General features: G+C 54.5%; 13 protein-coding genes and 1 pseudogene. 10 read left to right on the top strand and 4 right to left on the bottom strand.

All coding sequences use genetic code 11. The features are described from left to right. Window positions 1-24 precede the first annotated feature (24 nt). The gene (gene dtd, locus BN3277_RS17340) at window positions 25-477 is read left to right on the top strand and encodes a D-aminoacyl-tRNA deacylase (RefSeq protein WP_059044695.1); all 453 of its coding nucleotides are present in this window, start codon (window positions 25-27) and stop codon (window positions 475-477) included. A gap of 66 nt (window positions 478-543) precedes the next feature. Here the strand turns inward: dtd and BN3277_RS17335 are convergent, their stop codons facing one another. Further along, entirely contained in the window at window positions 544-1482 is a 939-nt protein-coding gene (locus BN3277_RS17335) for a GNAT family N-acetyltransferase (protein ID WP_059044692.1), read from the bottom strand. A 160-nt stretch (window positions 1483-1642) separates the two neighbouring features. Between BN3277_RS17335 and BN3277_RS25820 the strand changes: the two genes are divergently transcribed. The 7 genes from BN3277_RS25820 (at window position 1643) to BN3277_RS17305 (ending at window position 9432) form a co-directional block, all read left to right on the top strand. Next, window positions 1643-1810, top strand: a complete 168-nt coding sequence (locus BN3277_RS25820; protein WP_187380089.1) for a hypothetical protein — start codon at window positions 1643-1645, stop codon at window positions 1808-1810. Window positions 1811-1835: 25 nt separating this feature from the next. Next, a complete protein-coding gene (locus BN3277_RS17330; protein WP_059044690.1) occupies window positions 1836-2300 on the top strand; it encodes a hypothetical protein in 465 nt (154 codons plus the stop codon). Window positions 2301-2958: 658 nt separating this feature from the next. Beyond that, entirely contained in the window at window positions 2959-4209 is a 1251-nt protein-coding gene (gene hisS, locus BN3277_RS17325; protein ID WP_059044688.1) for a histidine--tRNA ligase, read from the top strand. A 37-nt stretch (window positions 4210-4246) separates the two neighbouring features. Further along, window positions 4247-6025, top strand: coding sequence for an aspartate--tRNA ligase (gene aspS / locus BN3277_RS17320; RefSeq protein ID WP_059044686.1), 1779 nt, complete (start codon window positions 4247-4249; stop codon window positions 6023-6025). 39 nt (window positions 6026-6064) lie between these two features. Continuing rightward, a complete protein-coding gene (locus tag BN3277_RS17315) occupies window positions 6065-6817 on the top strand; it encodes a tRNA threonylcarbamoyladenosine dehydratase (protein ID WP_059044684.1) in 753 nt (250 codons plus the stop codon). Then, on the top strand, window positions 6814-7041 hold the full coding sequence (locus BN3277_RS17310) for a hypothetical protein (RefSeq protein ID WP_059044683.1): 228 nt from the start codon (window positions 6814-6816) through the stop codon (window positions 7039-7041). The genes BN3277_RS17315 and BN3277_RS17310 overlap by 4 nt, the downstream gene beginning before the upstream one ends. A gap of 195 nt (window positions 7042-7236) precedes the next feature. Further along, entirely contained in the window at window positions 7237-9432 is a 2196-nt protein-coding gene (locus BN3277_RS17305; RefSeq protein ID WP_059044681.1) for a HelD family protein, read from the top strand. A 412-nt stretch (window positions 9433-9844) separates the two neighbouring features. On the opposite strand, the pseudogene BN3277_RS25355 reads toward BN3277_RS17305, so the two are convergent. Next, window positions 9845-10398: pseudogene (locus BN3277_RS25355) on the bottom strand (HNH endonuclease). 141 nt (window positions 10399-10539) lie between these two features. Further along, a complete protein-coding gene (locus BN3277_RS17295; RefSeq protein WP_059044922.1) occupies window positions 10540-10836 on the bottom strand; it encodes a CD3324 family protein in 297 nt (98 codons plus the stop codon). Between the two features lie 593 nt (window positions 10837-11429). Here BN3277_RS17295 and BN3277_RS17290 point away from each other — a divergent pair. Beyond that, the gene (locus BN3277_RS17290; protein ID WP_059044680.1) at window positions 11430-12743 is read left to right on the top strand and encodes a replication-associated recombination protein A; all 1314 of its coding nucleotides are present in this window, start codon (window positions 11430-11432) and stop codon (window positions 12741-12743) included. 124 nt (window positions 12744-12867) lie between these two features. Here BN3277_RS17290 and mnmA read toward each other — a convergent pair whose 3' ends face one another. Beyond that, entirely contained in the window at window positions 12868-13995 is a 1128-nt protein-coding gene (gene mnmA / locus BN3277_RS17285; protein WP_059044679.1) for a tRNA 2-thiouridine(34) synthase MnmA, read from the bottom strand. A gap of 240 nt (window positions 13996-14235) precedes the next feature. On the opposite strand from mnmA, the gene cymR reads away from it, so the two are divergent. After that, window positions 14236-14655, top strand: coding sequence for a cysteine metabolism transcriptional regulator CymR (cymR, locus tag BN3277_RS17280; RefSeq protein ID WP_059044678.1), 420 nt, complete (start codon window positions 14236-14238; stop codon window positions 14653-14655). Window positions 14656-14758: the final 103 nt, after the last annotated feature.

The following is a 14758-nucleotide window of genomic DNA, read 5'->3' as shown; positions in this document are numbered from 1 at the left end:
CGGACAAGAAAGGATTCGAACCGGATGAGAGTGGTCGTGCAGCGCTGCCGTGAGGCGCGCGTAAACGTTGCGGGAGAAACGGTGGGAGCCATCGGCCCTGGGCTGATGCTGCTGGTTGGCGTGACCCATGAGGACACCGAACAAGACGCCGCCTATTTGGCGGAGAAGATCGCCGGCTTGCGGATTTTTGAAGACGAAGCGGGGAAGATGAACCTTGCGGTAACGGAGATCGGCGGGGCGATTCTTTCGGTGTCCCAGTTTACCCTATATGGCGATTGCCGCAAGGGCAGACGTCCCAACTTCATGGCGGCGGCCCGACCAGAGATGGCGGAACCGCTATACGAGAGGTTAAATGAGCTGCTGCGTGCCAAAGGGCTGACGGTGGAAACCGGCGTCTTTGGGGCGGAAATGGACGTTGAGCTGACGAATTGGGGACCCGTGACCCTGATCGTGGACAGCCCTGGTGGCGAGGTATAAATACGAAGAGAAATCGAAACGGACCAAGACGCAGGAAGGATCAACGCGTCTTGGCCCGTTTTTGGTTTAGGAGACCGGGACCGGGATGAGTTTCTCATAAATGCTGATTTCGTAATCCGGTTTCATTCCGACTTTTTCGTAAAGGCGGTAGGCTCCCGTCGGATTGGCGGCATCGACACCCAAGGAGACATGGGTTTGCCCTGCTTGGTAGGAAGACGCAAATACGTGTTGCAGCAAGGCCAGTGCCAGCCCACGCCCCCGATGAGGGCGGCGAACACCCAGATGTTCAATAAACAGCAAGTCCTCACTCATACGGCATAATGCAAATCCGGCAACGGCACCTTCGGTATCCCGAGCGAGGTGCCACCAATGCTCATCAAAGGTTGGCAACTGCGTTCTTTCCACAAACTTCTCCATAGCAGGCACGGTAAAATCCCAGTGGTCGGAAAAGGCTTCGATATAAGCCTCATAGACGGCCTGTTCATCCCGTCCTTTCACGAACGATTCGACAGTGAATCCTTCCGGTAGGACGGCGGGAGCTGGTTTGACTTCCAAATGGAGGGCCATACGCTTAAAATAGCGGACCGGCGCGAACCCAAAACCCTCAAACAAAGCTGCGGCATCGGGACAAGAGGAAGGAATCATCCCCTGAAGCCGCTTGGTTTGCCCGGATTCATTCCTGAGCGCAACAGCCCGCGATTCAAGCGCGGCAACAAGCGCAGTACCAACGCCTATTCCCCGGGCAGAAGGCCGCACGCAGCCATAACTGAACAGCTTCTCCTCGCTGTCCTCCTCCAGGAAGGCGTAACCGATCAGAGCAGCGTTCTCGTCTTCGGCCACCCATACGTTCTGGTCCAAGTCAAAGCTTGACCACATGTTTAGCACATCCTCCAGGACGATGTCAGGCGCGCCGAGATCCTCGGTATCGCAAATGGCCACCAGCTCGCAGACAGCCGGGGCATCCTCCAGAGTAGGGCGGCGAAGTTGAAAGCCCAAATGATTCATCGTATAGACCCTCCTTATTGCGGGTTTTTGACCCATTATACCTCAAGATGAAAAATTTTCCTCTAATTATAACGAAGGTTTTGCGATTGGAAAGGATAAGCGGACCGGTTTTGGTACAACCTTGTGGTAAAGAGCTTGACGACCAAAGGAGTTGCTGTCCGTGCATCAGTCCGCAAAATCGAGAGATTGGCAGTCCATTCCGCTTATCTTGGCGGGACACCGCAGCGAAGCCCGAATGTCGGCCCGTTTGGCCGAGCCGGAGCGTTTTGATCCCACGATGCGGGAGGGGAAACCCTCTGCCGATTGGCTGCCTCGACCGGGAAGCTGACGTTGATTATAAGGAGGTATGGGGCATGACCCAACATATTCAGGCCTATTTCAATACGGAAGATCAGGTGGAAGGCGCGCGTATCACTTTACAAGCCTACAACATCAATGAAGTCGAGGCGGGACATGTATCAAACGAATGGGGAGAGGACGATCAACTTCAGGTCCCGATGTTACCACTAAACAATGGGGTGATCAGCGCATCGGGCCCAAACAACCCCGGAATCGTTCCTGTTCCCGGAACAGTTCGCGGCGTGCAGAGCGTGCTGCCGGTTGCAGCCATGGGGGAGCGTTATGCGGGCGATTCCCTAATAGGAGAGCGCAGCGAGGCAGTTGAAGGGGAGCGTTCGGTGACATCGGAGTCCCTGATCGACACCAGTGACGAGCCGCAGGGATGGAAGTACGTACTTAGCGCAAAAGTGAAGGACAGCGATTATGAGATCGTCGTGCGTAAATTACGCGAGCAAGGAGCTTATATTGCTGAGTCTTAGGCCGTTTTATAGTTTTTGCGGTTCTCTGTAATATAACTGTAATATTAGATACATGTTCCCTTAACATTGCCTGTTTATAATAACAGCATGACCCCCTTTTTAATATAATACCTTTTGAACCTGCACCCCGTTGGTGTCAGGTTTTTTTCTTTGTTCGGACATTTTTCGCGCCCGGACTTGACTTTAACGCGGTGGTTTCATACAATCTAAAAATAACAGTTGACGTCACCTCCGGAGGCGTGAACTAGTGCTCATATTGATTTGATGACGGGAGAAAGTAGTTCAACCCCACATCCACAGAGAGGAATCCCCGACTTCAGCAGCGGTCGAACGGACAGATGATCCGTTACCCCTGATAAGAAGCAGGCTGGAAGGATTCCGGTGATGATTGCACGAAAGACTTCCCCGAGAACCGGCGGCGAAATCCTGAAGCGTTCCATCGCTTGGAGAGTAGACGTACGGCGTAGGCGGGCGATAACCGCTTAAAGCGAATGCGATGCATGAAAGCCGACGCGCGACCTGTGCGACGGGACATCGAATTCGGAATGTGGGTGGCACCACGGGTGATTGCGAACCGATCTCTCGTCCCTGTTTGGATCAAACAGGAACGGGAGATTTTTTATATTGGCTTACGAGTCTGAGATGGAGGATGAACGAGATGGCTTTTCAAAAACCGACGGGCACGCAGGATTTACTGCCGGGAACCGTCGAGAAATGGCAATTTATTGAGGAGAAGGCCAGAGATTTGTGTCGGCGCTTTAACTACCGGGAGATCCGTACGCCGATCTTTGAACAAACCTCGCTCTTTGAACGCGGTGTAGGGGAAACGACAGATATCGTCGAGAAGGAAATGTATACGTTTCTCGATAAAGGCGAGCGCAGCATGACGCTGCGTCCGGAAGGAACCGCCGGCGTCGTCCGCTCCTATGTGGAGAACAAGCTTTACGGCGAACCGGATGTCAGCAAGCTGTACTATATCGGGCCGATGTTCCGTTACGAACGTCCGCAAGCCGGACGGCAGCGCCAGTTCCACCAGTTTGGGATCGAGGCGTTTGGCGCAACGGATCCGGCGATCGATGCCGAGGTCGTAGCGCTGGGTTACCAGTTCTGTCGCGAACTGGGGCTGCAGGGCGTGAAGGTGGAGATTAACTCCGTCGGCAACCCGGCGAGCCGGGCGGTCTACCGCGAGAAGCTGCTAGGGTTCCTGCTGCCGATGAAGGACAGCTTGTGCAAAGACTGCCAGGCCCGGATCGAGCGGAATCCGCTGCGTGTGCTGGACTGCAAGACGGACCAGGACAAATTCGTTGGCGCACCGTCCATCCTGGACAGCCTGGATGAGGAGTGCACGGCGCATTTTGCCAAGGTGCAGGAGCTGCTGAGCGCGATGGAGGTCGATTACGAGATTAATCCTCGCCTCGTCCGCGGATTGGACTACTACACGCACACCGCTTTCGAATACAAGGCTCAAGGCATCGGCGCGATCGATACGATCGGCGGCGGCGGCCGGTATAACGGGCTGGTAGCGGAAGTGGGCGGTCCTGATCAACCGGGTATCGGGTTCGGAATCGGGTTGGAACGAATTGCGCTGATTCTGGAAAAACAGGAGATCGAACTTGGCGCCGTCAAACCGCTGGACGTCTATCTTATCGCCCTAGGCGAGGCGGCGGAGAAGGAGATCACAACCCAGCTGTTTAAGCTCCGGCAAGCGGGAATTTCTGCCGAACGCGATTATCTGGGCCGGAAGATGAAGGCGCAGATGAAATCCGCCGACCGGATGCAGGCGCGCTATACCGCAATTCTCGGCGACGATGAGCTGCAGCGCGGAGAAATCGCCCTGAAGTCGATGGAAAACGGCGAGCAACGTACGGTGAAGTTAAGCGAATTGGTTCAAGAGTTAAAATCACATTAACCTATAAACAATAGCTAAAGCGAAAAGGGGAGTTACGATGAAACGAACGCATCAATGCGGAACGCTGAGCACCGCGAACATCGGAGAAACCGTTACATTAAACGGCTGGGTACAAACCCGCCGCGACTTGGGAGGCGTCTTGTTCATCGATCTGCGCGACCGCAGCGGGATCGTACAGATCGTCTTTAACCCGGCTTATTCCGGCGAAGCGTTGCAAATCGCCGACCGCGTGCGCAGCGAATACGTTCTGGCTGTTACCGGTAAAGTGGTGGCCCGAGATGCCGAGACGGTGAACCCGAATCTACCAACCGGCGATATTGAAGTACAAATTACGGAAATCGAAGTGTTGAATGCCGCGAAGACGCCGCCGTTCTTCATTGAAGACGGCGTCGAAGTCGATGAATCGCTGCGTCTGAAATACCGTTACCTTGATCTGCGCCGTCCGGAAATGCAGCAAACGTTGTGGCTGCGCTCCAAAGCGGCTAAGGTGTTCCGAGATTTCCTCGACGGGGAAGGCTTTATCGAGGTGGAAACCCCGATCCTGACCAAGAGCTCGCCGGAAGGGGCTCGCGATTATCTTGTGCCAAGCCGCGTGCATCCGGGCGAATTTTTCGCCCTTCCACAATCGCCGCAGCTGTACAAGCAACTGCTTATGGTCAGCGGTATCGAGCGCTACTACCAAATCGCCCGCTGCTTCCGCGACGAGGACCTGCGCGCCGACCGTCAGCCGGAGTTTACCCAGGTCGACATCGAGACGTCGTTCCTGTCCCGCGACGAGCTGCTGGAGATGATGGAGAAGCTGGTGGTCCGCCTGTTCAAAGAAACGAAAGGCATCGAAATTCCGACGCCGTTCCAGCGCCTGAGCTATGCCGATGCGATGGATAAGTACGGCTCGGATAAGCCGGACCTGCGTTTTGGCCTTGAGCTGGTGAACGTAAGTGATCTCGTAGCAACTAGCGGAGTGAAGGTATTTGCTTCCGTCATCGAGAAGGGCGGGGAAGTGAAAGTCCTCAACGCCAAAGGCTGCGGTACATGGAGCCGGAAGGATATCGACGATCTCGGACCGTATGCGGCCCGCTATGGCGCGAAAGGTCTGGCCTGGATCCAAGTGAAAGAGGGCGAATTCCGCGGCCCGATCGTGAAGTTCTTTACCGAGCAGGAAATCGAAGCGATCAAGGAACGCACCGGTGCCGAAGAAGGCGATCTGCTGCTGTTCTCCGCCGATAACAAGAAGGTTGTTGCCGACGTACTTGGCGCGCTGCGCTTGAAAATCGGCCGCGATCTCGGTTTGATCGACGACAGCGTCTATAAATTTGCATGGGTTGTGGACTTCCCGTTGTTGGGCTGGGACGAGGAGCAAAAACGCTATATCGCCGAGCACCATCCGTTCACCCGTCCGCGTGAGGAGGACCTGCCGTTGCTCGACAGCGATCCAGGCAAAATCCTCGCTCAAGCGTACGACCTCGTGCTGAACGGCTATGAAGTTGGCGGGGGCTCGATGCGGATTTACAAACGCGATGTGCAGGAGAAAATGTTCAAAGCGATCGGCTTGTCGCCGGAGGAAGCGCAGGATAAATTCGGCTACCTGATGGACGCATTCGAATACGGTACGCCGCCGCACGGCGGGATCGCCTTCGGCTTCGACCGCTTGGTGATGCTGCTGTCCGGACGTTCCAACCTGCGTGAAACGATCGCCTTCCCAAAAACGGCCAGCGCAACCGATTTGCTGATGAACGCGCCTTCCGAGGTGGACGGATCCCAGCTGGATCAGCTGCATATCAAGGTCGCTGCCAAGCTGGTAGAAGCGAAGAAGTAACCGATTAAGATGTCAACCTATCGGGAGGTATACTAGACCATGCTTCATCAATTTTCGCGAACAGAACTCGCCATCGGGGCAGAGGGACTGGATATTCTGAAGAAAAGCACGGTAGCCGTGCTTGGCGTCGGCGGTGTAGGCGCGATGGCGGTCGAAGGGCTGGCCCGAACCGGAATCGGCCGGATCATCCTGATCGATAAGGACGTTGTCGATATCACCAACATCAACCGGCAAATTCATGCCTTGACGACAACGATCGGGCAGAAGAAAGCCGACCTCATGTGTGAAAGGGTTAAGCTCATTAACCCCGAGTGCGAAACGATCGCGTTAAATATGTTTTATACGGAAGAGACTTACGAAGAGCTGTTTAAATACGATATTGATTACGTGCTTGACGCTTCGGATACGATCATTTACAAGATTCATTTGATCAAAGAGTGCCTGAAGCGGAGGATTCCGATCTTGTCCAGTATGGGAGCCGCCAACAAAATGGACCCGACGAAATTCCAAGTTACGGATATCTCCAAAACCCATATGGATCCGATGGCTCGCGTGATTCGGACAAAGCTGCGGGAAGCCGGGATCAAAAAGGGAGTTAAGGTTGTTTTCTCAACTGAGCCGCCGGTGAAGCCTCGGCAGGACGTCACGGAGAAAATTGCGCCGGCTGGCGCCAAAATCCGCAAGGCCAAGCAGCCGCCGGCCAGCAATTCCTTTGTGCCGCCGGTAGTTGGTTTGATCATGGTCAGCGTGGCGGTGCGCGAGCTGCTGGAGCGCGAAGGCGTGCGCGCATGAATTCGGAGCTTGTGAAGAAGCTGCGGCTACCCACGGATAGCGATCGCGTACTTGTGCTGGATGCGCCGGCGGGGTATATGGAGCAGCTGGGATTAGGCTCGAAGCATACCGCCCTGGATGAACACCAGGCCGGAAGTTATGAATTTGTGCAGATGGTTTTTCGATCGATCCGGGACGTAAGGCAGGAGCGGCCCAAGCACTGCAGGCTGTCATCGAGAAGCTGAAACTGGGTTTGAAACGCCCGTCTGACAAAGCATAGGGGAAGATGGGAACAATAAGACGTTAGTCTGGGAAGTGTGTTAGGCAACCCGGATCGACGTCTTTCTTTTTTGAGAAAATTCGCCTTTTAGCCGGAGGTAGTGGTATAATGAAACTCCTTTTGAGTCTGGAGTACACAAAAACCTTAGGAGGTAACTGAAATGGATGATTTTCAAAGTGCCTATCAAGAAGAGAAGGCGCGGCTGGACCGCACCTTGGAAGAGATCGATCAGCAGCTGCAACGGCTGCGTTCGATACCGGTGTACACCGGACAGGATTTTACGGAACAGCTTCTCGAGGAGAATCGGGAAACCCAGCGAAAGCAGTTGGAGCAGTCGGTGCATGAGCCGTATTTTGGACGCTTGGATTTCGAGGAGCAGGGGAGACGAAAAACGCCGCTCTACATCGGTAAAGTTGGGGTGGGCGACCCGGACGGCAAAGATCCGATCGTCATCGATTGGCGCGCGCCGGTGGCTAGCCTGTTCTACTCGTTTACCGGCGGGGAAGACGCCTCATATTTGGCGCCTGAAGGCCTGATTGAAGGCTTAGTCTACTTGAAGCGAAACATCGTCATCCGCAAAGGCATCCTGGACCGGGTGGTGGATACGTATAACCGCGACAGCGACGGCCCGGCCGTATCGGATGAGTTCTTGGTCTACCGGCTTGGGGAGAACAAAGACAATCGCCTGCGCGATATCGTTTCGACGATTCAGGCGGAGCAGGACCAAATCATTCGCGCAGCAAAAAATACGGCGTTGATTATCCAAGGCGTAGCCGGCAGCGGGAAAACAACCGTGGCGCTGCATCGGCTGGCTTTTTTGTTGTATCAATATAAGGAGCAGATTAAGGCGGAACGGTTGGTCATTTTTGCGCCAAACCATATGTTTATCGATTATATCTCCGAAGTGCTGCCCGAGCTGGGAGTCGGGGATATCCAGCAGAGCACGTTCAGCGATTGGGCGGCGAAGGTGCTGGGGCTGGATGAGGTGCCGTCGGATGGATCGGAGGTCTTGTCACGCTGGTTTGATGGCGGGGCGAAAGGGGCGGAAACGTGGCAAGATACGGAGCTGCCGGGACGCTTTAAGGGCTCAATGGCGTTTAAGGAGATCATGGATACGTCGGTGAGCACGCTGGAGTCCGCTTGCGTCCCTGAAGGCGATTTTGAGCCTTGGGAAGGAGCACGGCTGCCACGCAAGGAAATTCTGGCCTGGTTCGAAGGGGAATACCGCCACTATCCGGTGGCCCGGCGCAAGGAACGGGTGCTGGCGCGTATTCATCGTTGGATCGAAATGGAGCTAAAGAAGGCGCCATCGGCAGCTGCGTTGAAGGATCGGAAGAAAAAAGCGCAGCAGCGGGAAAAAAGCTATGCGAAAAAATGGCCGGAGCTGACGCCGCTGAGCCTCTACCGGGAGCTGTTTGGCCTTCGAAAAGGCAGCGGCACGGAAGGGATGGCCGATGTTTCGGATCAGATTCCGCAAGGCATCTGGAAAGAGACGCAGGCTCGCTTGAAGAAAAATGCCATCAAGGAGGAGGATCTGGCCGCCCTTCTGTACCTGTATACCCTGATTCACGAAATCGACGGCAATCTGACCTTCGACCACGTCGTGATCGATGAGGCGCAGGACTTTACACCATTTCAGGTGCATGTGCTGGACCGCTTCGTGAAGGGCCACTCATTTACGATTCTCGGGGACTTGTCGCAAGGCATCCATTACTATAAAGGCGTTCGCCATTGGGATGAGATGAAGGAATTGTTCCGGCCGGAGGAAACGGCTTATTTCGCGCTCACACGCAGCTATCGGTCAACGATGGAGATCATTCGATTCGCCAACGATATCCTGGAAAAGGGCGTAGGCGCGGACTTACTGGCGGTGCCGGTGTTCCGCAGCGGGGAGCCGGTGCGGCTGCTGGATGCAGCAGGCAAGCTGGAGCAGCAGCTGCCGTTGATTCGGCAGGCGCTGGACAAGGTGCTGGGCGGCGCGTTCCGTACGGCGGCGGTATTAACCCGGACGATGCGGGAGGCGGAGGGGCTGCATGCCGCATTAAGCGAAGGCGGGCTGGAGGTCAACCTGATCAACGGGGAGCTGACGCAATACGCCGGGGGTGTCTCGGTGCTGCCGGTATACTTGTCAAAAGGCCTGGAGTTCGATGCGGTGATTGTGACGGACGTCGACCGGGAGCATTACGGGCCCAAGGACGCCAAGCTGCTGTATGTCGGCTGCACCCGCGCACTGCACGAACTGTGGCTGCTGCACGGCGAGCATCTGCCGGACTATGTCTCCATCGACGAGTCACCGGAGTACGCTTCCAAGGTGAGCTTAGGTTCGAGAGGCTTCAGGGGTGCGGGGCAAGTGTAATCAGATGATGATTATGGGAGAAGGGAATGAGGGAGTGGATGCTAGTGGATGTGGGGACGGAGTAGTCTTTCAGGGACACTTTGCAGCATTATCCCGTTTGTTCAGGAGAGAAGTCGCGTGAGTGGAGGGGCGGGGGGGCGCTTGGGGAGATGCCTTGATGAACCACCCGCCACCATGATGCACTTGCGTGAATGTATTCGATTTTTCATATCTAAAATACCGTAGAAAGCAAAAAAACCGAATTGTATTCGGTTTTTCGCATAGATTCAGGGCAAATGGCTTCAGTAGGCGCAAATGTATATGAAATTTCATATACATTTGGCCAAAATCGCCAAAGCGGCCCAATTCTATTCGATTTTTCGCATAGATTCGCATAGCAAGGTCAAGGTCTTGGAATGAGCCGGACGGAACTTTACAGCGCGTCATCCTGCATAAAGTCGTCCAGCCACCGATCGGCTTTGCTCTGATTGCACAGGTTGCAGGCACAAACGCAATTGACCGGGGTCGTGTGGCCGCCCTTGGCTTTGGGCAGCAGATGGTCGATCGTATCGCCGTACTCCCCGCAAAAGAAGCAAGTATAATGATCCCGCGTCAAAATATAATGGCGGAACGCTTTATTCGTGTATAACCGCCGGATGGTGAACGGGTTCACGACGACGGCCATATGCTCGCGCACGAGGGTGACGGCCAGCTCATAGTCGATCTCCTGCTGCCAGCGCCGGCCTTTGTCAGTGCGCCCGCGCAGGCGGATCATACCGTTGCGGTTCGGGCGCAGGGTCCGGACGTCGGGACCCTCGACCTCAGCGCGCGGCAGCTGCGGCAAGCCCCGCGGCGCGAGCCTTTGCCGGAGCGCTTGCCGGTGCGGCGCAGGAATTCGCCCAGCGGCTTCGATTGGCCGCAATAGGCGCATATTTTTACCGCTTTCGCGGAAGTCGAAACGTGCTCAGGGTGCTGCTGCTGCGTCAAGGGAGTCACCTCAGTTTGGAATAGACTGTAAGTAGGATATGACTCCATTATACCTGATTCCCCATAAATATAGCCAAGACCAGCCGGTCTTGGCTTATCGTTTTTTATGAGATTCGTCATGGGATGCTCCCTTGTCACCGATTATTCGGTCACGGCTGCGGGTTGTCTTAAGCTGCGCATTTTGGTTAATATTTTGCGGATGCTTTCATCGGAGAGGTGAAATTTACCGGCTAAATCCCGTACTGTGCTCCCAGCGCGATAAAGGCGGAAAATCTCCTCATTCCGCTTGGCGATGGAGATGCGGGATCCACTTAGTTCTCCCCATAACGCCCTCGACCGTTCCGGTTTGGGAATGTACAACAGCTCACCTTGAATGTAGGTTTGGAGCTCCTGCAGCAGCCTAGGGGGAAGAACATCCTTTCCATTTTTGTAATTCACGATCATGTACCTCCTTATTTCGTGGTCCATCCTCGATTGCAGTTACGACATAAGTCAACATGCTCGCTTCCCCCTTTCAATTTAGTGTAGGTAGTCAAATTCGTCTTTACATCACGACGGTGATTCAATGAACCTGATTCGAACATTTCGTTGCTCACGTACCTCCATGTACGCTCCGCTACTCCGTCCCTAGCTTCATCCAATCTTCTCGGTGTTGAAGAGCCGAATTTTTGACTTTTTGAAATTTAACTTCATACAAAATTTGGTTGAATCTGGATCTATCTTAACACAGGTGGTGTCAAACATAAATAAGGGAGGCTGTTCCCAGCCCCCCGTTTTAATTGGGCGCCGCTTACGCGGCAGCCACCTCACTCACTGAAATCACTTCGATCAGCCCCCTTTCCCGTGATTCGTCGGCCCGACATCTATATTAACTCATATTTCCGGCGGCGGGAAAAGCGAAAGAACGACTATAAGTGTTTTTTACGCAAGGTATGCTAGAATAAGTTTGGTATCCTTTCATTTATCAAGCTATACATGCTATTCGTATTCATCACGTTAATCATGTTAATGATCAAGGAAGTGACTTAAAGGTGGATTTGTTTTCTTTTAATCAGGAGCAAAGCCCGGCGGGGCGGCTGCTAGCCGACCGGATGCGGCCAACCTCGCTGGATGAATATATCGGACAAGAGCATATCGTTGGCCCGGGCAAGCTGCTGCGGCGGGCGATCGAGGCCGACCAGGTCTCCTCGATTTTGCTGTACGGCCCTCCGGGCTGCGGCAAAACGACCCTCGCCCACATTATTTCCAACCATACGAAAGCGGAGTTCGTCCGATTGAACGCGGTGGATGCGTCGGTGAAGGACGTTCGCGAGGTGATTGAGAAAGCGCAGAACGATAAAGCTTTTTACGGCACGAAAACGATCTTGTTTCTGGACGAGGTGCATCGCTTCAACAGCTCAAGACAAGACGCCTTACTGCCAGCGGTGGAAAAAGGCACGATCATCTTCATCGGCGCAACAACGGAAAATCCATTCCACTACGTCAACGGCGCCTTGATGAGCCGCTCTACGTTATTCCAGCTGGAGTCGCTGACCCAAGAGCATTCGCTGATTGCCATGCGGCGAGCCTTGGCGGATCCGGAGAAGGGGCTTGGCTTCATGGCGCTGCAGGTTGACGAGGAAGCACTGCTGCACATTGCTGCCATGGCGAACGGCGACATTCGGCGTGCGTTAAATGCCCTGGAGCTGGCTGCGATGACCACGCCGCCGCAACCGGACGGAACGGTGCACATTACGCTTGAGGTGGCGGAGGAATCGATCCGCCGGCCGCTCGTCAAAGCGGACGAATCCACGCAATACGACGTGTTGTCGGCGTTCCATAAATCGATTCGCGGCTCCAGCGATGCGGCGGTGTTCTGGTTCCTATACGCCGTGGAGAAGCTGGGGATGGATCCGATGACCTTTATCCGCCGGTTGATCGCCGCCAGCAGCGAGGATATCGGCCTGGCCAACCCGCAAGCGCTGGTGCAGGCGATCAGTGCTTTGGACGCTTACCGGAACAATGGTTGGCCCGAAGCGCGGCTGAACGTCGTTCAGGCGATCCTGTTTGCGGTCGAAAGCCCTAAATCGAACGGCGTCGTGGAGGCGATCGGGAACGCTTTGGCAGCCATCGAGGAGGTCAAATCTGCGGAAGTGCCGCTGCATTTGCGCGACACCCATTACAAAGGAGCGGTGAAGCTCGGACACGAAGGTTATAAATATCCGCATAATTACCCCGGTCATTACGTCCAGCAGGAGTACCTGCCGAAACGTTTAGAAGGCCGGACGTTCTATCATGCCACCGAGCAGGGGAACGAAGCGAAAATCAAGCATAACCAGGAGCTGCGCCGCAGAAACGGCAAGTAGAAGGGAAGCGCGAGGGAAGGGGAAGTCAGACGCTCGCAAGCAATGTTGCAAGAGTCCCGCTCTACATAAAAAAGGGGAGCCCCACGTCAGTTGTTTGACGCGGGGCTCCCCTTTATGGTTAGGCTTATACAGCCGGAATCTCCGCCCGCAGTTTGGCCGGGGCTTCGATCGTGCCTCCGCCCAGGCATTCCTCGCCTTGGTAGAACACCACGGCTTGTCCCGGGGTGATCGCTTTTTGCGGTTGATCGAACTCGACCCGTACGGTTCCGTCCGGCTGCTTCATCAACGTCACTCCTTGATCAGGCTGACGGTACCGGAATTTCGCCGTGCACTTGTACGGCCCTTCCGGCAGCTTGTCATCGCCGGCGATCCAATTGACGCCGGAAGCGATCAGCGATGTTGAGTACAAGCTCGGGTGCTTGTCGCCTTGCACAACGTACAAAATGTTGCGCTCCAGATCCTTGTCGGCCACAAACCACGGCTCGCCGGTGCCGGAACCGCCGATGCCAAGGCCTTGGCGTTGGCCGAGCGTATAGTACATCAGCCCGTCGTGGCGGCCTTTGACCTCGCCGGTGACGATGTCGACCATATCGCCGGATTTGGCCGGCAGGTAATTGCTCAGAAATTCCTTGAAATTGCGTTCCCCGATAAAGCAGACGCCGGTGCTGTCCTTCTTCTTGGCCGTATACAAACCGGCTTCTTCGGCAATCCGCCGTACCTCCGGTTTCGGCAGGTGACCGATCGGGAACATCGCTTTGGACAATTGCTCCTGGTTCAGCGCATTGAGGAAATACGTTTGATCCTTGTTATTGTCGACACCCCGCAGCAGCTTGTACGTTCCATTCTCTTCCACGACTCGCGCATAGTGCCCGGTCGCCACGTAATCCGCGCCAAGATCCAGCGCTTTGTTCAGAAATTCGCCAAACTTGATTTCCCGGTTGCACATGACGTCCGGGTTTGGCGTCCGACCCCGCTTATATTCTTCGAGGAAATAGGCAAATACTTTATCGTAATACTGTTTCTCGAAGTTGACGGTGTAGTAGGGGATATCGATTTGCTCGCAGACGCGGCGAACATCTTCGGCGTCCGCCTCGGCGGTGCAGTAACCGAACTCATCGGTATCGTCCCAGTTTTTCATGAATATGCCGATGACGTCGTAGCCCTGCTGCTTCAGCAGGAGCGCGGTCACCGAGGAATCGACGCCGCCGGACATACCGACGACGACGCGGGTTTCGCTATTAGGTTTTGCCATGATTATCACTCCTTTGAGCGGCGTTCGCTCGCCGTTTATTTTATCATATTTGTTGCTTTATTTTCCAAGACACATATGATATGTTACGATAAGCACAGGGTAAAGATAGGAATAGGGAGGAATTCCCGGATTTGGGCGTGAATGTCGCGGAAGAACGCGGCGCATGGCCCGTGATTGTCTTTTTAAGGATCAAAGATCAATTATATAAAGTTTATTTGAAAATTGAAAGAGGTGCCTTCTTTGAAGATTTCTACAAAAGGACGCTACGGATTGACCATTATGATGGAGCTGGCCGCGAAATTTGGTGAAGGGCCAACTTCCCTGAAAAGCATCGCCGAGAAAAACCAATTGTCCGAGCATTACCTGGAGCAATTGATCGCCCCGCTGCGCAACGCTGGTCTGGTGAAGAGCGTACGCGGAGCTTACGGCGGATATATTCTTTCCAAAGAAGCCGGTGAAATTACGGCGGGAGACATCATTCGCGTGTTGGAAGGGCCGATTTCTCCGGTGGATTTCACCGAAGAGGACGATCCGGCGAAACGCGATTTGTGGTTGCGCATCCGCGACAGTATCGCTGAAGTGCTGGATTCGACAACGCTGGAGAATCTGGTGAATTTCGAGGAACACGGTACGAAGGAAAATTACATGTTCTACATTTAGTTCGCAAACCGACTTGCCATCATGAATGCGGTAGGATACAATCAACGCACGATTCGGTAGCCGTCCCGATCCCGGGGCGGTATTTACGTTTATCAAAAAGTTT

It is taken from the genome of Paenibacillus rubinfantis (assembly GCF_001486505.1).
Taxonomy (GTDB): domain Bacteria; phylum Bacillota; class Bacilli; order Paenibacillales; family Paenibacillaceae; genus Fontibacillus; species Fontibacillus rubinfantis.
The sequence above is the reverse complement of the archived record's forward strand: the minus strand, read 5'-3'. Positions and strand labels throughout refer to the sequence as shown.

Excerpts from the sequence above, each read along its gene's own strand:
- dtd (WP_059044695.1), top strand. The coding sequence starts at position 25 with ATGAGAGTGGTCGTGCAGCGCTGCCGTGAGGCGCGCGTAAACGTTGCG.
- BN3277_RS17335 (WP_059044692.1), bottom strand. The coding sequence starts at position 1,482 with ATGAATCATTTGGGCTTTCAACTTCGCCGCCCTACTCTGGAGGATGCC.
- BN3277_RS17330 (WP_059044690.1), top strand. The coding sequence starts at position 1,836 with ATGACCCAACATATTCAGGCCTATTTCAATACGGAAGATCAGGTGGAA.
- hisS (WP_059044688.1), top strand. The coding sequence starts at position 2,959 with ATGGCTTTTCAAAAACCGACGGGCACGCAGGATTTACTGCCGGGAACC.
- aspS (WP_059044686.1), top strand. The coding sequence starts at position 4,247 with ATGAAACGAACGCATCAATGCGGAACGCTGAGCACCGCGAACATCGGA.
- BN3277_RS17315 (WP_059044684.1), top strand. The coding sequence starts at position 6,065 with ATGCTTCATCAATTTTCGCGAACAGAACTCGCCATCGGGGCAGAGGGA.
- BN3277_RS17310 (WP_059044683.1), top strand. The coding sequence starts at position 6,814 with ATGAATTCGGAGCTTGTGAAGAAGCTGCGGCTACCCACGGATAGCGAT.
- BN3277_RS17305 (WP_059044681.1), top strand. The coding sequence starts at position 7,237 with ATGGATGATTTTCAAAGTGCCTATCAAGAAGAGAAGGCGCGGCTGGAC.
- mnmA (WP_059044679.1), bottom strand. The coding sequence starts at position 13,995 with ATGGCAAAACCTAATAGCGAAACCCGCGTCGTCGTCGGTATGTCCGGC.